Genomic DNA, 17,837 nt, shown 5'->3' with positions numbered 1-17,837 from the left:
AAGCGAAGCGCGGAAGTTCGCCCGGCCGTTTGATCGGATCGTGCCAGAAGCACCCTCGCCCAGCTTGGAGCGCTGGTACCCGACATGAAGCGTTGGCCCGGGTGTGAGCAACCTCCCTGTCGACGTGCTTCGCCGGGCCGTTCGCCGGCGAGACAGGTGCGCGGCACGTCGGCGAACGGCGGAACGGAGGCAGCCGCCGCTCTCCGCGGTCTCCTCAGACGGTGCTGAACGGACGGCGCACGGCAGCGGTCGCCAGCACGATGGAGCCGGCTGTGCCCGGACGTCCGTTCCCCGGTCCGACCGGCCTGGCCTGCCCGGTGCATTGCCGGAATCCGCCCGGCGCGGTCTGGCTGCTGGCCGAGACGTAGCCTGCCTTGCCAGATTGGTGTTTGCGGGAGTCCGCCCGTCCGGGACACCCGTCGCGACGCGCCCGGCCCGCACCTCGTCCCCCGGCAAAACCAGCCCGGATCGAGGGACCTGCGCCACCCGGCCGGGGAACACCCGGCCGGTAGGCTGACCGCCCCGGGCTCGCCGTTGCCGAGTCCGGCCAGGCGCGCGGCCGGCCCGTACTGCCGGCCCGATCCCGCGTCCGCACCGCTCGAGCTGCTCGAGTTCCCCCGGACGTGTGAACGCGGCGCGCCCGACTGCCTGCTGTGGGACACCGACTACACCAGGTGTCCACCCGGGTGTGGGATACTTGCGTTGGCCGCTGCGCCGACGGGCATCCCGCTCGCGTCGTGAGCGGCCCGGAGGAGTGCCGGACCGGCACCACGCGCGTCGCCCCCGGGAGGCCGGGCCAAGGTCGATGTCGTGGCGGGTGGCCCGGGGGTCGCGAGCAGGCCGGCACCCCGCCGAGCAGACCAGGACGTGCGCGGCCGCCCACCCGGCGGACGCCCGCGATGCCAGCAGAATTCCCGCCGCTGGTCACCACCACGGCGGGCACGGAACAGAAAGGGCCCCTGCGCGGCCGCGTCAGCACCGGTGCGAACCGGCTGACGCGCCCGGGGGCGGAGGAGACATATGTCGAACGCGGACACACCCGCCGAACAGACCGGCGGGAATACCGCCGCACCCACGACCAGCCGCCTGGGCGAGCTGCCGCCGCGCATCCGCGTGCATGCGCTGGCCAAGCTGCTCGGCCTGAGCAGCCGCGACTTGCTCGGCAAGCTCGCCGACCTGGGGGAGAGCCCCCGCAGCGCCCAGTCGAGCGTCACCAAGGAGGTCGCGCACCGCGTGGCCGTCATCCTCGACGCGGAAGCGGCCGGGGAGCAGGGCGAGGCACCTGCGGGCGGAACCGCTGCTCCGGTCGCTGCCGGCCAGCACGGAGAAGCCGCGGAGGAGACTTCCGGCCAGCCGGGCAGCGTCGTCGAGAACGCCCCTGCCGCCCAGCCGGCCGGCGCCGAGGCGGCCGAGGCGGCCGGCGAGGCGGCACCCGCTGCCGCCCAGCACCCCGCTGAGACGGAAAGCGCCCCGTCCGCCGAGACCGGCGCTGCCGGGCGACCGGCGATCGGGCGGCCGTTCGGCCAGGCCGCCGCCCAGGACACTGCCCAGGACACTGCCCAGGTCACTGAGGCGCAGCCGGAATCCGCGAACCAGACCGCTCCGGCCGAAGCCGAGCAGGGCGTCTCCGAGACCGGCGACAAGCCGTCCCGGGGCCGCACCCGCCGCGTCCGCCGGACCGTCGCGCCCGCCATCCCGGCCGAGCAGCAGGAAGCCGAGCAGGCCACTCCGGCCCGCGGCCCGGTGCACGTGCCGGTCTTCGCCGCGCCGTCGCCGGTGTTCCTGCCGCCGGAACCGGCCCAGCCGGCCCGCAGCAAGCCCGAGCCGCTGTTCGGCGTCGGGGAGCCCGCCGCCGGCGAAGCCGCGGAAGAGGCCGTCGCGGAAGAGGCCGAGGTCCGCGACGAGCGTCCGGACGAGGAAGGCGAGGACGCGAACAGCCGTCGCCGGCGCCGTCGTGGCCGCCGCGGCCGCGGGCGCGGCAAGGGCGGAGACGAGGCCTCGTCCGAGAACGAGGACGAGACCGGCGAGGAGCAGCCCGCCGCCGCCAAGGAAGCCGAGAAGCCGGAAGAAGCCGAGACCGAGGCGGACACCGAAGACGAGGCCGAGACCGAGGGCGGCAGCAAGCGCCGCCGCCGTCGCCGCCGTCGCAAGGGCGGGGACGAGGACGCGGCCGAGACCGCGACCGGCGACGACCCGCCGAACACCGTCACCCACGTCCGCCAGGCCAAGGCCGCCGAGGCCGAGCGCCCGGCGCGCGACGAGGTGCGCAGCGTCCGGGGCTCCACCCGGCTCGAAGCCAAGCGCCAGCGCCGCCGCGACGGCCGCGAGGCGGGCCGTCGCCGCGCGCCGATCCTGTCCGAGGCCGAGTTCCTCGCCCGCCGCGAGTCGGTCGAGCGCACCATGGTCGTCGCCGAGAAGGGCGACTCCACGCAGATCGGCGTGCTCGAAGACGGCGTGCTGGTCGAGCACTTCGTGACGTCCTCGGGCACCGGCTCGATCGTCGGCAACGTGTACCTCGGCCGGGTCCAGAACGTGCTGCCCAGCATGGAGGCCGCGTTCATCGACATCGGCCGCGGCCGCAACGCGGTGCTCTACGCCGGCGAGGTCGACTGGGACGCCGCCGGCCTGGAGGGCAAGGCGCGCAAGATCGAGCAGGCGCTCTCGACCGGCGACAGCGTGCTGGTCCAGGTCACCAAGGACCCGGTGGGGCACAAGGGCGCCCGGCTGACCACGCAGATCTCGCTGCCCGGCCGCTTCCTGGTCTACGTGCCCGCGGGCGGGGCCACCGGCATCTCCCGCAAGCTGCCGGAGAACGAGCGCCGCCGGCTCAAGGACATCCTCAAGCGGATCGTCCCGGAGGACGCGGGCGTCATCATCCGCACCGCGTCCGAGGGCGTCAGCGAGGAAGAACTGGACCGGGACGTCCAGCGGCTGCAGGCGCAGTGGGACGTCATCAAGGAGAAGGCGTCGGCCGGGTCCGGGAAGAAGAGCGGCGCCCCGACCATGCTGTACGAGGAGCCGGATCTGCTGGTGAAGGTCGTGCGCGACCTGTTCACCGAGGACTTCTCGAAGCTGGAGGTCCAGGGCGGCAAGGCGTGGGACACCATCCACGGCTACGTGCAGCACGTCGCGCCGGACCTGACCGACCGGCTCAGGCGCTACACCGGCACCGGCGACGCGTTCGCCGACCACCGGATCGACGAGCAGATCACCAAGGCGCTCGACCGCAAGGTCTGGCTGCCCTCGGGCGGCTACCTGGTGATCGACCGCACCGAGGCGATGACCGTCATCGACGTCAACACCGGCAAGTTCACCGGCTCGGGCGGCAACCTCGAAGAGACGGTGACCCGCAACAACCTGGAGTCGGCGGAGGAGATCGTCCGCCAGCTGCGGCTGCGGGACATCGGCGGCATCATCGTGATCGACTTCATCGACATGGTGCTCGAGTCGAACCGCGACCTGGTGCTGCGCCGGCTCACCGAATGCCTCGGCCGCGACCGTACCCGGCACCAGGTGGCCGAGGTCACCTCGCTGGGCCTGGTCCAGATGACCCGCAAGAAGATCGGCACCGGGCTGCTCGAGGCGTTCTCCACGCCGTGCGAGCACTGCAAGGGCCGCGGCGTGGTCGTGTCCACCGAACCGCAGCGCACCGGCGGCGGCGGCAACGGCAACAGCGGCAACAGCGGCAACACTGGCGCCAACGGCCACAGCCACGGCGGCGACACCAAGAGCTCGCGGCGCTCCCGCGGCCGCGGCAAGGGCGAAGACCAGCACCAGGAGCACAAGACCGAACAGCCCGCCCCGGCCCCGACGCCGGAGCAGCGCGAATCGGTGGTGTCCGCGGTGCAGGCGATGGCCAACGCGTCGAAGAAGCACGACCACCACGCTCCGGAGGACGCGCACGCCGACGCCAAGTCGGAAACCCCGGCGGAGGCCCCGGCCCCCGCCCCCCAGACAGCGGTTGAGCAGCCGGAACCGGTGGTCGAGCAGACCCCGGCTCCGGCGGCCGAAGCCGCTTCGCGGCCGGAGCCGGAGGCCGTTTCGCCGGTCGCGGCCGAGGCCGCGGAAGAACCCGAGGTCAGCGTGCCGGGCCCGGCCGTGCGGAGCACCCGGCGCCGTCCGCGCCGTGCCGCTTCGCGTCCGGCAGGGCCGCCGGTGAAGGCTTCGGACCAGAGTTGATCCACCACGGGTACCCCGGGTGCAGCGGCGCCCGGGGCCTCCCGTAACCTGTAGTACGGCTCATCGCAAGCATGAGCCGCTGCGCGAGCACCTGGACCGCCTCCCGGCGGGCCGGCCGCGCCAGCCCCCTAACCCATTGTCGAGTAATGCAGGAGACTTCCGTGTCGGCGTACGCGATCGTCAAGACCGGCGGCAAGCAGTACAAGGTTGCCGTTGGCGACGTCGTTGAGGTCGAGAAGCTCGAGGGCGAGCCGGGCACCGAGCACACCTTCCCCGCCGTGCTGTTCGTGGACGGTGGCGAGGTCACCACGGACGCCGACGCGTTGGCGAAGGTCTCGGTCACCGGCAAGGTCGTCGAGCAGACCAAGGGTCCGAAGATCCGGATCCACAAGTTCAAGAACAAGACTGGCTACCACAAGCGCCAGGGTCACCGGCAGAAGCTGACCCGCGTTGAGGTCACCGGTATCTCCAAGTAGTTCTTCGGATCTTCGAGACTGAAACTTTTTCAAGAAGGGGCTTGAGCGATGGCTCACAAGAAGGGTGCGTCCAGCTCCCGCAACGGTCGCGATTCGAACGCCCAGCGACTGGGCGTCAAGCGCTTCGGCGGCCAGGAGGTGAACGCCGGCGAGATCCTGATCCGTCAGCGTGGCACCAAGTTCCACCCCGGTGTGAACGTCGGCCGTGGCGGCGACGACACGCTGTTCGCGCTCGCCGCCGGTGCGGTTACGTTCGGCACCAAGCGCGGTCGCAAGACCGTCAACATCGTGCCGACGCCGGTCGAAGCCTGAGTTTCCGGGTTTTCTGCTAGCGCACGAGTTTTCTGACGAGGGGTGGAGCCGGAACAATCCGGCCCCACCCCTCGTTTGTTTTGTCTGATTCTTTTTTCGCGAGTGAAGTGAGGCAAGCCCATGGCGTCCCGGTTCGTGGACCGCGCGGTGATCCACCTGACCGCAGGGGACGGCGGAAACGGCTGTGCCTCCGTCCACCGCGAAAAGTTCAAGCCGCTCGGCGGCCCGGACGGCGGCAACGGCGGCAACGGCGGCGACGTGACCCTGGTGGTCGACGCCAACGTGCACACCCTGCTCGACTTCCACTTCCGCCCGCACGCCCGCGCCGGCAACGGCAAGCTGGGCATGGGCAACAACCGCAACGGCGCCGCCGGCGAGGCGCTGGAGATGAAGGTCCCGCCGGGCACCGTGGTGTTCACCGAGGACGGCGAGCTCGTCGCCGACCTCACCAGCCCGGGCACCCGGTTCGTCGCCGCCCAGGGCGGCCGTGGCGGGCTCGGCAACGCCGCGCTCGCGTCGAAGGCCCGCAAGGCGCCCGGGTTCGCGCTGCTCGGCGAGCCTGGCGAAAGCCGGAACCTGGTGCTGGAACTGCGGTCGGTCGCCGACGTCGGCCTGCTCGGCTTCCCGTCCGCGGGCAAGTCGTCGCTGATCTCCGTGCTGTCCGCGGCGAAGCCGAAGATCGCCGACTACCCGTTCACCACGCTGGTGCCGAACCTCGGCGTGATCACCGCCGGTTCGTCGGTGTTCACCATGGCCGATGTGCCCGGCCTGATCCCGGGCGCGTCCGAGGGCCGCGGCCTCGGGCTGGACTTCCTGCGCCACATCGAGCGCTGCGCCGTGCTGGTGCACGTGGTCGACTGCGCCACCCTGGAGCCGGGCCGCGACCCGCTGTCCGATGTGGACGCGCTGGAGGAGGAACTGGCCCGCTACACGCCGGGGCTGGGCGGCAAGTTCGAAGAGCGCCCGCGCGTGGTGGTGCTGAACAAGATCGACGTCCCGGAGGCGGCCGAGCTCGCCGAGTTCGTCCGGCCGGAACTGGAGGCGCGCGGGCTGCGCGTGTTCGAGGTGTCCACCGCGTCGCGCAAGGGCTTGCGGGAGCTGACCTTCGCGCTGGCGGAGGTCGTCGAGGCGTACCGCGAGGCGCAGCCGGTGCTGGAGCCGGAGAAGATCGTGCTGCACCCGCTCGCGGTCGACGACAGTGGCTTCACGGTCGAGCCGGACCCGGAGGAAGAGGGCGGCTTCATCGTCCGCGGCCCGCGCCCGGAGCGCTGGATCCGGCAGACGAACTTCGCCAACGACGAAGCGGTCGGCTACCTCGCGGACCGGCTCAACCGGCTCGGCGTCGAAGACGCGCTGGCGAAGAAGGGCGCGAGGCCGGGCAGCCCGGTCACCATCGGCGACATCCAGTTCGAATGGCAGCCGACGACGCCGGGCGTCGTCGTGCACCTGTCCGGGCGCGGCACCGACGTGCGGCTGGAGCGTTCCGACCGGATCGGCGCGGCCGAGCGCAAGGAAGCCCGCCGGATCCGCCGCGACGGCACCGGCGAGGACGAGGACTTGGCCGACGACGAGATCGGCGACGAGACCCCGTCCGTCGATGCCGAGCTGGACGGTGTGTGGGAGAGCGGGGAACAGGCGGAGCGCGACCGGTGAGCGGCACCCGCCACGAGATCGCACAGGCTCGCCGGCTGGTCGTGAAGGTCGGCTCGTCCGCGCTGACCACCACGGGCAGCGGGCTCGACGTGTCCCGGCTGGACGCGCTGGTCGACGCGATCGCCGACCGGGTGTCGCGGGACACGCAGATCGTGCTCGTTTCGTCGGGAGCGATCGGCGCCGGCCTCGCGCCGCTGAAGCTGGGGAAGCGTCCGCGCGACCTGGAGACCAAGCAGGCCGCGGCGAGTGTCGGGCAGCTCGCGCTGGCGCACGCGTATGCCGAGTCGTTCGGCCGCTACTCGCTGACCGTCGGCCAGGTGCTGCTGACTTCCGACGATGTCGTCCGCCGTGCGCACTACCGCAACGCGCAACGCACGTTCTCCCGGTTGCTCGCGCTCGGTGCGGTGCCGGTCGTGAACGAGAACGACACCGTTGCCACCCAGGAAATCCGCTTCGGCGACAACGACCGGCTGGCCGCGCTGGTGGCGCATCTGGTCGGTGCCGACGCGCTGGTGCTGTTGTCCGATGTGGACGGTCTGTACGACGGCGACCCGCGCGACGGCGCGACGCGCAGGATCACCGAGGTGCTCAGCGAGTCCGATGTGGAGGGCATCGCGGTCGGCATGTCCTCGTCCGGCCTCGGCACCGGCGGCATGGTCTCGAAGCTGGCTGCCGCGCGCACCGCGGCCGGAGCGGGAATTCCGGTGCTGCTGGCCGCCGCCGAGGACGCCGCGCACGCGCTGGGCGAGGCGAGCGTCGGCACCGCCTTCGCGCCGGCGGACACTCGCTTGTCCGCCCGCCGGTTCTGGCTCGGCTACGCCGCAGACACCTCCGGCAAGCTCCGCCTCGACGACGGCGCGGTGCGGGCGATCCTGCGTCGCCGCTCCCTGCTCGCCGCGGGGATCACCGGGCTGGAGGGCGAGTTCGAGGCGGGCGACGTGGTCGACCTGGTGGACACCGCCGACATGCCGGTGGCGCGCGGGGTGGTCGGGTTCGACGCGGGGGAGCTGCCCGGGTTGATCGGGCGATCCAGCCACGAGGTGCCGGTGGAGTTCCGGCGCGAGGTCGTCCACGCGGACGACCTGGTGCCGTTGCGTCGCTGAACCCGGACCGCGACCGACGCCTACCTCGGACGACCACCTCCCACACCGCTGGCCGACGTGGAGTTCGCCGCGCCGCGTCGGACGGTCGGGACGCGGACGATCCCGGGGTGCCCGGGTCAGCGCAGCAGCGGCAGCACCCGGCGGCCGAGCAGGGCGACGCCCTCGTCGTCGGCGAGCCCGTGCGGGGTGCCGAACTCCACCCGGGCCGCCCCGGCGTCCAGGAGCTGCTGCGCCTGCTGCGCGATCTCTTCCGGGGTGCCGGAGAAGGCGAACAGGTCCAGCACGTCGTCCGGGATCAACGCGCCCGCCGCCGCCTCGTCCCCGCGAGCCAGGTGCTCGCGGATCCGGGCCAGCAGATCGGCGGGCACCGCCGCCGTCGGGTCGAGGCCGGCGACGACGTCGAGATACATCGCCACTTCGCGCCGGGCCCGGGCGCGGGCCGCCCGGGAATCCTCGGCGACCACGGTGACCGCGCCCGCGACGATGCCGACGTCGGGGTTGCCGAGGCGCTCCCGCAGCACTCCGACCATCTTCGGATTGGCGGTGCCGCCGATCTTCACCTCGTCGGCGACCCGGCCCGCGGCCGCCGCCAGCCGCGGTCCCCAAGCACCGACCAGCAGCGGGATCTGCTTCCGCCGTACGGGATAGCGCAGCCGGGTGCCCGGAGCGAGCCGGAACACCGAGCCCGCGAAGTCCTCCCCGGCCAGCAGGGCGCGCACGACGGCGGCCGCCTCCAGCACGGTCGTGACCGGACGGGTCTGCTCCACTCCGATTCCGCCCAGCCACGACCCGCGCGCCAGGCCGAGGTAGGCGCGGCCGCCCGAAACCGCGTCCAGTGCCGCGACTTGGCCGGCGATCTCGTACGGATGGTTGGTGTAGGGGTTCCAGCACGCGGCACCGAGCCGCACCCGGCTGGTCGCCGCCGCCATTTCCAGCAGAGGCACGATCGGTGGCTGGTACAGCAGGTCGCCGAAGACGCTCAGCACGTCGAACCCGCAGTCCTCGGCCAGCCGGGCGAGCCGTGCGTAATCGCCGGGGCGTTTGTCGCTTTGCAGGCCGAGCCCGATTTCGCTCACGTGAGGTCCTCCGTGCGCAGGACGGTCCGTCCGGTGCGTTCGATCCGCATCACGACGCGTTCCTCGGGATCGGGACAGCACACGAGCGTGTCGCGCTCGAGCCAGTCGCCTTCGGGCAGCTGCCGCTGTTTCGCCGGCAGCAGCGGCAGCACGGACTGCAGCGCGAACACGCAGAAGTGTTTGCCCGCCGGGATTTTCAGCTGTGCGCTGTGCACGAGCTCGAACGAATCGCCGACCCGCAGGCCGCACACCGACCGGCCTTCGATCCGGTCCACGACCACTCGAAGGTCGTACAGTTCGGTCACCGGTTCGCTCACACCGCCACCTCCTTCGCGGCCGGCCCGGGTTCCCCGAGCCCCACTTCGATCGCCCGCGCCGCCGGTTTCGGCGTTATCAGGCTTACCCCGACCAGCACCGCCAGGTTGATCGCCATCGCGATCAGTCCCGGTTCCCACTCCGGCAGCTGCGCGGCCCAGAAGTCCTTCGCGAACGGCGCGAGCAAGGCCACGAACCCGGCGACGATCCCGGCCAGCACGCCGATCGCGGTCGCCCGCCGCCACAGGAAGCCGAGGAAGACCGCGGGCGCGAGCATGCCGATCGCGGAGTAGGCGTACAGCAGAATGTCCACTAAGGACTTGCCATCGCCGATGGTCAGCCACACCGCGACCGCCGCGAAGACCGCGGTGGACCCGCGAGAGACGAGCAGCTGGCCACGGTCCGAGAGCCGCGGGGCGGCCGGCGCCACCACGTTCCGGGCGAAGATGGAGCCGGCGGTGAGCAGCAGCACCGAACCGGGCGCGAGCGCGAGCAGGAACGCCGTGCCGGCCACGATGCCCACCAGCCAGGCCGGGTACTTGTCCGAAACGAACTGCAGCAGCGCGCCGTTCATGCTGCCGTTCGCCGGCTTGGTTCCGGCGAGCAGCGCGGCGAAGCCGAGCAGGATGATGAAGAAATAGGCGAGCGAGTACAGCGGCTGCCAGATCGCGTTGCGGCGGATGGAAGTTCCGCTCTTCGCCGCGTACGAAACCTGGAACAGGTGCGGGAACACCCAGTTGCCGAGCGCGACATTGAGCGCGGACGTCATCAGCCAGGTCGAGGTGGTCGGCGAGGTCGGGTCCAGGCCGGGGAACTTGCCGATCCCCGGGTGCTGCTGGTCGACGAGCCGGAAGACGTCCAGCGGGGAGGTCGCGCCGACCTTCGACGCCACGGTGACCGACAGCAGCACGACTACCACGACCATCAGCACGTCCTTGACCGCAGCCGAAAACGCGGCCGACCGCAGCCCGGCCAGGACGACGAACGCGAGCATGAGCAGCGCGCCGAGCACGACCGCGGCGGTCGGCGACACCGCCGAGCCGAGCGTCAGCCGGACGACGAGACTGAGGCTCACCAGCTGGATCTGCACGTAGACGACCAGCGCGGCGATGCCGACGAGGCCGGTCACCACGCCCAGCCACTTCGCTCCGAATCGCGCCGCCACGAAGTCCGCTTGGGTGAGCAGCCCGTGTTGCCGGCCCGCCCGCCAGATTTTCGGCATCAGCCAGTAGCCGATCGCGTAGCTCAGCGACACCGACGTGAACGCCAGGTAGGCGGGGGCGCCGAGAGCCCAGGCGTAGCCGGAGATCCCGAGCACCGCGAAGGTCGTGTAGACCTCGCCCGCGTTGAGGAACCAGAACAGCACCGAGCCGAAGCGGCGGCCGCCGACGGCCCAGCCGGCCAGCGTCGTCGTCCGGGAGGTGCGGCCGAAGCCGACGGCGCCCGCGACGGTGGCCAGCACGACGATGAGGGCGAGAGCGAGTGTCATTGCAGCTCACCTGCCGTCCGCGCGAGGAACTCGGCTTCTTCCTGCTCGACTCCGGCGCGCCGGTCGAGGCGGAACACCAGGCCGATCACCGCCGAGGTCAGCACGATTCCGGCCAGCTGCCAGACCATCGGGAAAGGCAGGTGCAGTGGCGTGAGCGGGACGTCGTTGACCACCGGCACGAGCGCGACCTGCCAGACGAACGGCAGGACCAGCAGCCAACGATGCGGGTGCGAGGGGCGGGGACCGGCCATGAGCACTCCTGGAGTGTGCAGTGACAGTGCACGAATGGAGGGGACCGTACGTCGCGAACGTGTCCAGGTCAATCAGGTCTTCTTGGGATTGTGCCGAGGTGCGGCGGCCCGTAGGCTGACCGTGTTGTGCAGTTCTACTGCAGGGGAGGGCGGGTTGATCGGCGACCAGTTGCGGAAGCTGCGCGCTAACCGCGGGCTCAGCCTGCGTGCGCTCGCGGAAGAAGCCGGCGTGTCCGCGACCTTGCTCAGTCAGGTCGAACGAGGCGTGACCGACCCCAGCCTGTCGACACTGCGGCGGCTCGCCGAGGTGTTCGGGGAATCGGTCGCGGTGCTGTTCGAGGAGGAACCGGCGGCGGATGTGGTGATCAGCCGCCCAGGGGAGCGCGCGATTCTCCGCGGTCCACGCGGCAGCATCGGCTACGAACGCGTGACGCCCGGCGACGGCAAGCTGGAGGTCCTTCGTGGCGTACTGCGGCCAGGGGAGGCGACGAGCGACGAGCCGCGCGGGCACGCGTCGCAGGAGTGTGCGTTCGTGCTGTCTGGTGCGCTGACTGTGGAACTGGGCGGAATCGCGCACGCCCTGCTCGCCGGCGAAGCGGTCACCTTCGATTCCCGCACGCCGCACCGGTACCGCAACGCTTCGGCCGACGAGGTGGAGTTCCTGGTCTCGGTGACGCCGCCGGTGCCGTGACCCGGGTCAGTCCTTGAGGTGCCGCACCATTCGCGACAGCTGCTCGGCGTAGTACTCGACGAACTCCGCTGACGCCGGGTCCTGGCCGGTGAGCACGCTGCCCACCCGCCGGAACGCGACCGGCGCGCTGGCCGCGGCGATCAGCATCAGCAGCAATGCCTGCGGGTCCACGTCGGCGGGGAAATCGCCGGCCTCCTGCCGGGCGCGCAGGTAGTCGAGCTGGCTGTGCAGAAACGCGCGCTCCGGCGGAGTCCCGGTCTCGCCGCCGGCCTCCTCGGCCATGTTCTCCCGCAGGAAAAGCCTCGCCTGGTCCGGGTCGCGGAGCCCGTCTCTGGCGAAGTCCGCCACCACGTCCGCCATCGGCCGGTCGGTCACGGTCATCGCGGCCAGTCCGGAGAACTGCTCGCTGGTGACTTCGGCGTACAAGCCTTCCTTGCCGCCGAAGTAGTACGAGATCAGCTGCTTGTTCACGCCCGCGCCCCGTGCGATCTCGCTGACCCGCGCGGCGGCGTAGCCCTTGCTGCCGAACTCGGCCTTGGCCGCCGCCAGGATGCGCGCCTTGGTGCGCTCGGGGTCGCGCTGGCGTTCGCGCGGCGCTCGACGCGGGCTGGTTCCGGACACGTGATCAGCCTATCCGAAGCTTAATCATCCTCAAGGTTGACTCAATTATCCTCGTGGGTAATTATGGGAGCACGCGACCGAGAGAGGGGATCGACGATGAACGGAAAGACCAAAGTGGCGATCGTCGGCGGCGGCACCGGCGGGCTGTGCCTCGCGCACGGCCTGTCCCGTGCTGGTTTCCAGGTGGCGGTGTACGAGCGCAGCCGCACCCGCGCGGAACGGCTGCAGGGCTATCGGGTGCACATCGCGCCGATAGGCTCGGCCGCGCTGCGCGAGTGCCTGTCGCCCGAGGAATGGGCGCGTTTCCTGGCCACCACGGGGGAAAGCAAGGGCGTGTTCGGCTTCGTCGACCAGCGGATGCGCGAACTGGCGGTGCTCGACGAACCGCCGAGCGCGGACCCGGCCGCCGCGCACCACTCGGCGAGCCGGATCTCGCTGCACCAGGTGCTGTCGTCCGGGCTGAACGGAATCCTTTGGTACGACAAGGAATTCGTCCGGTACGAGACCGGGCCGAAGGAGGTCGGGCTGCACTTCGCGGACGGGACCACCGCCGAAGCGGACCTGGTGATCGGCGCGGACGGCGCGAACTCCCGGGTCCGCGCGCAGCTGCTGCCGGAGGCTAAGCGGGTGGACACCGGCATCCGCACGATCATCGGCAAGTACCCGCTGACCGCCGAAACGCGCGGGCTGCTCCCGGAGCGGCTGGCGACCGCCCCGACGTACGTGCTGCCGCCGGCCGGGTGCGGGATGTTCACCGCGCCGCACGAGTTCCCGGAGGCGTCGGAGAACGACGAGTCCGCGGCGCTGGACCCGGTGCTGTTCGACAACACCGGCAGCTACGTGATGTGGTCCTACGGCGCGCGGGCGCACCGGTTCCCTGCCGACCTGTCCGAACTGGACGTGCCGGGCCTGCGCGCGCTGATGCTGGAGCGCGTCCGCGGCTGGCATCCGGCGTTCGGCACGCTGGTCGAGGGCTCGTTGGAGCCGACCGTGGCGATGCTGCCGATCAGCACGTCGGTGCCGATGGACGGTTGGCAGACCGGTCCGGTCACCTTGCTGGGCGACGCGGTGCACAGCATGACACCGTTCCGCGGAATCGGCGCGAACATCGCTCTGCGCGACGCACAAGTGTTGTGCCGCAACCTCTCTCGAAGTGGCGACGTGCGCGCGGCAGTCGCCGCGTACGAACGGGAGATGCGGACCTATGCCTACCGGGCGGTGCGCGATTCGGCCCGCGCCGCGGACCAGTTCGTTAGCGAGAGCAGATTCGCCCGGGCACTGTCGCGGAGCATGATCACCGCGATGGGAGCCGGGCTCAAAGTGCGCCGTCGGGTGCGAGGTGTTCGCTGACGAGCGCGCGGAGCTGGAACTTCTGGATCTTGCCGCTCGCGGTCCGGGGGAGATCCGCGAGCAGTTCCACCCGTTCCGGCCAGTACTGTTTGGCCACGCCTTTCTCCGCCAGGAAATCGCGCAGTCGAGCCAGATCGAGTTCGGCACCGGGGCGGAGCACGAGGCAGGCGCAGGCGCGCTCCTGCAGCCGCGGGTCGGGGACCGCCACCACGGCGACGGCCTCGACGTCCGGGTGCTCGTAGAGGACGTTCTCCACATACGCGACCGGAATGTTTTCGCCGCCGCGGATGATGACGTCCCTGGTGCGCCCGGCGATGCGGAGGTAGCCCTCGGCGTCGATCGTCGCGAGGTCGCCGGTGTCGAACCAGTCGCCGGTGAAGCTCTCGCGGGCCATCGCGAGCCGTTCGGCGTAGCCGACGAAGAGGAATGGTCCGGCTACCTGCAGCCGACCCTCGGCACCCGGCGGCAGTTCGGCGCCGTCCGCATCGACCACCCGGATGCGCATGCCGGGCCACGGGAAGCCGTCGGTTTCGATCAGTTTGTCGTCCGGATCGCCCGGGACGCCGAGAGTGACCAGCGCGTCCTCGCTCTGGCCCCACCCGCCGAGCACGACCAGCCCGGGCAGCTTCGCCCGCGCTTGCCGCACCAGCGGCCGGGGGATGGGCGCGCCCATGCAGCAGAACCGTTGCAGGGACGAGAGATCGTGCGCGGCGAGGTTCGGCGCGGACACCAGGTCGTGCAGGAACGGCGTCGCGGCCGAGGTATAGGTGATGCCGTGGGTCTCGACCAGTTCGACGAATCGGGCGGCATCCCACACTTCCTGCAGCACACAGGTGGCACCGTTCTGCACGCCGAGCCTGGCGCCGTAAAGGAAACCGGTGAGATGCGCGAGCGTCGAGGCCATGTGCAGGACGCTGTCGGAGGTGATGCCGAGCCGGTCGGGGAGCGGGTTGTTCGCGGCGATCGCCGTGTTGTGCGTGTGCATCACGCCCTTGGGCTCGCCGGTGGTGCCGGAGGTAAAGATCAGCAGCGTGACGTCGTTGGGATCGGGCCGCCACGACGGCAGTTCCGCCGGGTCGCGCCGGTCCTCCCAGCGCGTCGCGGCGAACTCGTCCCACGACGACCCCACGACCAGCAGGTGCTGGAGCTCCGGCCACTGCGGACGGAGCCGCTGCGCCATCGCCGGATAGTCGAAGCCGCGGAATTCCCTGGGCACCACCAGCAGTTTCGATTTCGCGAGACCGACCATGAAGCCGACTTCGCGGTCCCGGTAGATCGGGATGAGCGGGTTGCTGACCGCGCCGATCCGGCTCGCCGCGTAGTGCACGACGATCCATTCGACACGGTTCGGCAGCTGGAACGAGACGACGTCGCCGGGCCGGACGCCCAGCTCCAGGAACCCGAGGGCGCAGCGGTCCACCTCCTGCTTGAGCTGGCCGAAGGTGATGCTGCGCCGCGAATCGACGAACGCGGGCTTGTCCGGCGTGGCGGCCGCCGCGTCGTCCAGGAAGTCGGTGATGGTGCGGTTCGCCCAGTACCCGGCGCGGGTGTGGGCGTCGATCGTCTCGTCGTCGAGGATCGTCGCGAACGGCATGGCGGGCTCCGGGTCAGCTCATGGTGAGGCCGCCGCTGACGCTGACGGTCTGGCCGGTTACGTAGGCGGCCTCGTCGGAGGCAAGGAAAGCGACCACGTTCGCGATGTCCGACGGCTGTGCGAGCCGGCGGAACGGGATGGCCTTGGTCAGCGCCTCGCGCAGCTTCGGGTTGTCCCCGCCGAGCGAAGCGAACAGCGCGGTGTCGGCCGGACCGGGGCAGACGGCGTTCGCGTTCACGTTGCTGCGCGCCAATTCCCGGGCGATCGACTTGGTGAACGCGATGACGCCGCCCTTCGCCGCGGAGTACACCGCCTCGCCCGACGAACCGACGCGACCGGCGTCGGAGGCGATGTTGACGACCGAGCCGAAGCCTTGTTCGGCCATCACCGGCAGCACCTCCCGGCAGGTGTTGAGCACGCCGTAGAGGTTGATCTGGACGACCCGGTCCCAGTCGGCGCGGTCAGACTGTACGAACGGGCCCGCCTTGTCCCAGCCGGCGTTGTTGACCAGCACATCGATGCGGCCGAACTGGGTGCGGACCTGCTCGACCGCGGCTGCCACGGACTCGGGGGAGGTGACGTCCAGCGGCAGGCCGACCCCGCCGATCGCGTCCGCGGTCTCCTTCGCGGTGGTTTCGTTGAGGTCGCTGACCACGACGGTCGCGCCCTCGGCGGCCAGTTTTTCGGCGATGCCGCGGCCGATGCCCTGACCGGCGCCGGTGACGATGACGATTTTGTCCTTGAGCACGGTGTCTCCTTAGGGGGCGTAGGCGCGGCCGAGCAGGTTGCGCGCGATGACGAGCTTGGACACCTGTGCCGTGCCGTCGCCGATTTCCAGCCCGATCACGTCGCGCAGCCGCTGCCCGACCGGGCTCTCGCTGGAATACCCGAGATGCCCGAACGTCAGCAGGCACTGGTGGATGGTCTCGGCGGCCAGCTTGGGCGCCCAGAATTTCGCCATCGCCGCCTCGGTGCTGTGCTCGACGTCGTTGTCCTTGCGCCACAACGCTTCGTAGCAGACATGGCGGGCTCCGCGCAGGTAGGTCGCCTGCTCGGCGAGCGGAAACGCGACGCCCTGGAAGGTGCCGATCGGGCTGCCGAACGCTTCGCGGTCGCGGGACCACTGCAGCGCTTCGTCGAGGGATACCTGGGCCGCGCCAAGGCAGGCGAGGCCGATGATCGCGCGCGAGTAGTCGAAGCCCTGCATGACCGATACGAAGCCCTGGCCCTCGCCGCCGACCAGCGCCGCTCTCGGCACCGGCAGCCCGTCGAAGTGCAGGGAAGCCCGGCCGATCGCCCGGCTGCCGAGATCGTCGAACGCCGCTCGCGACACATGGGCGTCGTCCAGCTCGACCCAGAACGCGCTCACCCCGCGAGCGCCCGGACCGCCGGTGCGGGCGAGGACGAGCGCGACGTCCGCGGACATGCCCAGCGTGATCGAGGTCTTCTCGCCGGTGAGCCGCCAGCCTTCGCCGTCCGGTTCGGCCTTCATCTCCAGCTTCGCGGCGTCGGTTCCGTGGCCCGGTTCGGTGATGCAGAACGCGGGCACGACCTCTCCGGCGGCGATCGGCGGCAGCCAGGCGGCCTGCTGCTGCTCGGTCGCGTTGCGGGTGAGGATGTCGCTGACCAGCGCGCTGACGATGATCAGGTACGAGGCGTTGAAGTCGCCGCGCGCGACCTCCTCGGCGGCCATCCCGGCGACGACCGCGCTGGCCTCCTGCCCGCCGTGGCGTTGCGGGATGCGCAGGCCGGTGAGGCCCATCGCGGCCAGGTCGGCGACGAGCTGGGGCCGCAGCTTCGCTGCCCGGTCGTCGGATTGGTAATGCGGGGCGAGGACTTTCGTGGCAAACCGGCGCAGTTCGGCGCGGTAGGCGTCCTCGTCGTCGGAGAACCGGAAGTCCATGGTCAGTGCCAGTTCACGTGCGAGACGAAGTCCGGCTTGCGCTTCTCGGCAAACGCTTGCGCGCCTTCCAAACCCTCCGGCGAGGCGGTGAACAGGTCGAGCGCGGACATGGCCAAATTGGACAGTCCGGCCTGGTGGTCGGTGTCGGCGTTGAAGGACTGCTTGAGAAACCGCAGCGCGGTCGGGCTCAGCGCGGCGGCGTCGCCGGCCCACGCCTTGGCCGTCTTGAGCAGTTCGCCCGGCGGCACGACCGCGTTGACCAGGCCCATCCGTTCCGCCTCGGCCGCGTCGTACTGGCGGCAGAAGAACCAGATCTCCCGTGCCTTCTTTTCTCCGACAACCCGGGCGAGGTACGCGGAACCAAACCCGGCGTCGAACGATCCGACGCGCGGCCCGGCCTGGCCGAATCGCGCGGTTTCGCTGGCGATTGTCACGTCGCAGAGGACGTGCAGCACGTGTCCGCCGCCGACCGCGACCCCGTTGACCGCGGCGATCACCGGCTTCGGCAGGTCGCGGATCAGCTTGTGCAGATTGCCGATCTCGAACATGCCGCTCTCGGTCGGGCCGTAGTCGCCGGTCTCCGCACGCTGCTTGACGTCGCCGCCGGTGCAGAACGCCTTGTCGCCGGCACCGGTGAGGATCACCGCCTGTACCTGTTTGTCCGCCCAGGCCAGGCGGAACGCCTTGATCAGCTCGTCGACGGTGCGGCCGCGGAAGGCGTTGTAGCGGTGCGGCCGGTCGATCGTGACGACTGCCGCCGGGCCGTCGATCTCGTACCGGATGTCCTCGAACTCCATCATTCGCTCCCGTCTGCTGTCTGACCA

17 protein-coding genes are annotated in these 17,837 nt (G+C 70.9%); 8 read left to right on the top strand and 9 right to left on the bottom strand.

What is annotated here, in order from left to right; genetic code table 11:
* Window positions 1-221: 221 nt before the first annotated feature.
* The 6 genes from AMYBE_RS44950 to proB all read left to right on the top strand — a co-directional run bounded on the left by AMYBE_RS44950 (window position 222) and on the right by proB (window position 7,723).
* The gene (locus AMYBE_RS44950; protein ID WP_020660989.1) at window positions 222-368 is read left to right on the top strand and encodes a hypothetical protein; all 147 of its coding nucleotides are present in this window, start codon (window positions 222-224) and stop codon (window positions 366-368) included.
* A 652-nt stretch (window positions 369-1,020) separates the two neighbouring features.
* On the top strand, window positions 1,021-4,179 hold the full coding sequence (locus AMYBE_RS0119035; protein ID WP_020660988.1) for a translation initiation factor IF-2 N-terminal domain-containing protein: 3,159 nt from the start codon (window positions 1,021-1,023) through the stop codon (window positions 4,177-4,179).
* Window positions 4,180-4,340: 161 nt separating this feature from the next.
* Window positions 4,341-4,655 carry a 50S ribosomal protein L21 gene (rplU, locus tag AMYBE_RS0119030; protein WP_009081084.1) on the top strand — a complete coding sequence of 105 codons (315 nt, stop codon included), beginning with the start codon at window positions 4,341-4,343 and terminating at the stop codon, window positions 4,653-4,655.
* Window positions 4,656-4,703: 48 nt separating this feature from the next.
* Entirely contained in the window at window positions 4,704-4,967 is a 264-nt protein-coding gene (gene rpmA / locus AMYBE_RS0119025) for a 50S ribosomal protein L27 (RefSeq protein ID WP_020660987.1), read from the top strand.
* Between the two features lie 120 nt (window positions 4,968-5,087).
* Window positions 5,088-6,620 carry a GTPase ObgE gene (obgE, locus tag AMYBE_RS0119020; RefSeq protein ID WP_020660986.1) on the top strand — a complete coding sequence of 511 codons (1,533 nt, stop codon included), beginning with the start codon at window positions 5,088-5,090 and terminating at the stop codon, window positions 6,618-6,620.
* Window positions 6,617-7,723, top strand: coding sequence for a glutamate 5-kinase (gene proB, locus AMYBE_RS0119015; protein ID WP_020660985.1), 1,107 nt, complete (start codon window positions 6,617-6,619; stop codon window positions 7,721-7,723). Before obgE ends, proB begins: the two co-directional genes overlap by 4 nt.
* 116 nt (window positions 7,724-7,839) lie before the next feature.
* Here proB and AMYBE_RS0119010 read toward each other — a convergent pair whose 3' ends face one another.
* Genes AMYBE_RS0119010 through AMYBE_RS0118995 form a run of 4 tightly spaced genes read right to left on the bottom strand, consistent with a single transcriptional unit; the run spans window position 7,840 to window position 10,854 of the window.
* Window positions 7,840-8,799 carry an LLM class flavin-dependent oxidoreductase gene (locus tag AMYBE_RS0119010; RefSeq protein WP_020660984.1) on the bottom strand — a complete coding sequence of 320 codons (960 nt, stop codon included), beginning with the start codon at window positions 8,797-8,799 and terminating at the stop codon, window positions 7,840-7,842.
* Window positions 8,796-9,116, bottom strand: coding sequence for a TIGR04076 family protein (locus AMYBE_RS0119005; RefSeq protein WP_020660983.1), 321 nt, complete (start codon window positions 9,114-9,116; stop codon window positions 8,796-8,798). The genes AMYBE_RS0119010 and AMYBE_RS0119005 overlap by 4 nt, the downstream gene beginning before the upstream one ends.
* The gene (locus tag AMYBE_RS0119000; protein WP_020660982.1) at window positions 9,113-10,603 is read right to left on the bottom strand and encodes a sodium:solute symporter family protein; all 1,491 of its coding nucleotides are present in this window, start codon (window positions 10,601-10,603) and stop codon (window positions 9,113-9,115) included. The genes AMYBE_RS0119005 and AMYBE_RS0119000 overlap by 4 nt, the downstream gene beginning before the upstream one ends.
* Window positions 10,600-10,854: a DUF3311 domain-containing protein gene (locus tag AMYBE_RS0118995; RefSeq protein WP_020660981.1), complete on the bottom strand. Its 255-nt coding sequence runs from the start codon at window positions 10,852-10,854 to the stop codon at window positions 10,600-10,602. Before AMYBE_RS0118995 ends, AMYBE_RS0119000 begins: the two co-directional genes overlap by 4 nt.
* A gap of 124 nt (window positions 10,855-10,978) precedes the next feature.
* Here AMYBE_RS0118995 and AMYBE_RS0118990 point away from each other — a divergent pair, with 124 nt between their 5' ends.
* The gene (locus tag AMYBE_RS0118990) at window positions 10,979-11,545 is read left to right on the top strand and encodes a helix-turn-helix domain-containing protein (RefSeq protein WP_245573216.1); all 567 of its coding nucleotides are present in this window, start codon (window positions 10,979-10,981) and stop codon (window positions 11,543-11,545) included.
* A gap of 6 nt (window positions 11,546-11,551) precedes the next feature.
* On the opposite strand, the gene AMYBE_RS0118985 is transcribed toward AMYBE_RS0118990, so the two are convergent.
* Window positions 11,552-12,166, bottom strand: a complete 615-nt coding sequence (locus AMYBE_RS0118985; RefSeq protein ID WP_020660979.1) for a TetR/AcrR family transcriptional regulator — start codon at window positions 12,164-12,166, stop codon at window positions 11,552-11,554.
* 96 nt (window positions 12,167-12,262) lie between these two features.
* Here AMYBE_RS0118985 and AMYBE_RS0118980 point away from each other — a divergent pair, with 96 nt between their 5' ends.
* Complete coding sequence (locus AMYBE_RS0118980) at window positions 12,263-13,516, top strand: FAD-dependent oxidoreductase (RefSeq protein ID WP_020660978.1); 1,254 nt, start codon at window positions 12,263-12,265, stop codon at window positions 13,514-13,516.
* Here the strand turns inward: AMYBE_RS0118980 and AMYBE_RS0118975 are convergent.
* Genes AMYBE_RS0118975 through AMYBE_RS0118960 form a run of 4 tightly spaced genes read right to left on the bottom strand, consistent with a single transcriptional unit; the run spans window position 13,482 to window position 17,810 of the window.
* A complete protein-coding gene (locus tag AMYBE_RS0118975) occupies window positions 13,482-15,110 on the bottom strand; it encodes an AMP-binding protein (protein ID WP_020660977.1) in 1,629 nt (542 codons plus the stop codon). The genes AMYBE_RS0118980 and AMYBE_RS0118975 overlap by 35 nt on opposite strands.
* A gap of 13 nt (window positions 15,111-15,123) precedes the next feature.
* A complete protein-coding gene (locus AMYBE_RS0118970) occupies window positions 15,124-15,858 on the bottom strand; it encodes an SDR family NAD(P)-dependent oxidoreductase (protein WP_020660976.1) in 735 nt (244 codons plus the stop codon).
* A gap of 9 nt (window positions 15,859-15,867) precedes the next feature.
* A complete protein-coding gene (locus tag AMYBE_RS0118965) occupies window positions 15,868-17,013 on the bottom strand; it encodes an acyl-CoA dehydrogenase family protein (protein WP_020660975.1) in 1,146 nt (381 codons plus the stop codon).
* 2 nt (window positions 17,014-17,015) lie between these two features.
* On the bottom strand, window positions 17,016-17,810 hold the full coding sequence (locus AMYBE_RS0118960) for an enoyl-CoA hydratase-related protein (protein WP_211226830.1): 795 nt from the start codon (window positions 17,808-17,810) through the stop codon (window positions 17,016-17,018).
* Window positions 17,811-17,837: the final 27 nt, after the last annotated feature.

It is taken from the genome of Amycolatopsis benzoatilytica AK 16/65 (genome assembly GCF_000383915.1).
GTDB classification, from domain to species: domain Bacteria; phylum Actinomycetota; class Actinomycetes; order Mycobacteriales; family Pseudonocardiaceae; genus Amycolatopsis; species Amycolatopsis benzoatilytica.
The sequence above is the reverse complement of the archived record's forward strand: the minus strand, read 5'-3'. Positions and strand labels throughout refer to the sequence as shown.

What these genes read in the sequence shown, in the direction of transcription:
- AMYBE_RS0119035 (WP_020660988.1), top strand. Translation starts at nt 1,021, where the DNA reads ATGTCGAACGCGGACACACCCGCCGAACAGACCGGCGGGAATACCGCC.
- rpmA (WP_020660987.1), top strand. Translation starts at nt 4,704, where the DNA reads ATGGCTCACAAGAAGGGTGCGTCCAGCTCCCGCAACGGTCGCGATTCG.
- obgE (WP_020660986.1), top strand. Translation starts at nt 5,088, where the DNA reads ATGGCGTCCCGGTTCGTGGACCGCGCGGTGATCCACCTGACCGCAGGG.
- AMYBE_RS0119000 (WP_020660982.1), bottom strand. Translation starts at nt 10,603, where the DNA reads ATGACACTCGCTCTCGCCCTCATCGTCGTGCTGGCCACCGTCGCGGGC.
- AMYBE_RS0118995 (WP_020660981.1), bottom strand. Translation starts at nt 10,854, where the DNA reads ATGGCCGGTCCCCGCCCCTCGCACCCGCATCGTTGGCTGCTGGTCCTG.
- AMYBE_RS0118980 (WP_020660978.1), top strand. Translation starts at nt 12,263, where the DNA reads ATGAACGGAAAGACCAAAGTGGCGATCGTCGGCGGCGGCACCGGCGGG.
- AMYBE_RS0118975 (WP_020660977.1), bottom strand. Translation starts at nt 15,110, where the DNA reads ATGCCGTTCGCGACGATCCTCGACGACGAGACGATCGACGCCCACACC.
- AMYBE_RS0118965 (WP_020660975.1), bottom strand. Translation starts at nt 17,013, where the DNA reads ATGGACTTCCGGTTCTCCGACGACGAGGACGCCTACCGCGCCGAACTG.
- AMYBE_RS0118960 (WP_211226830.1), bottom strand. Translation starts at nt 17,810, where the DNA reads ATGGAGTTCGAGGACATCCGGTACGAGATCGACGGCCCGGCGGCAGTC.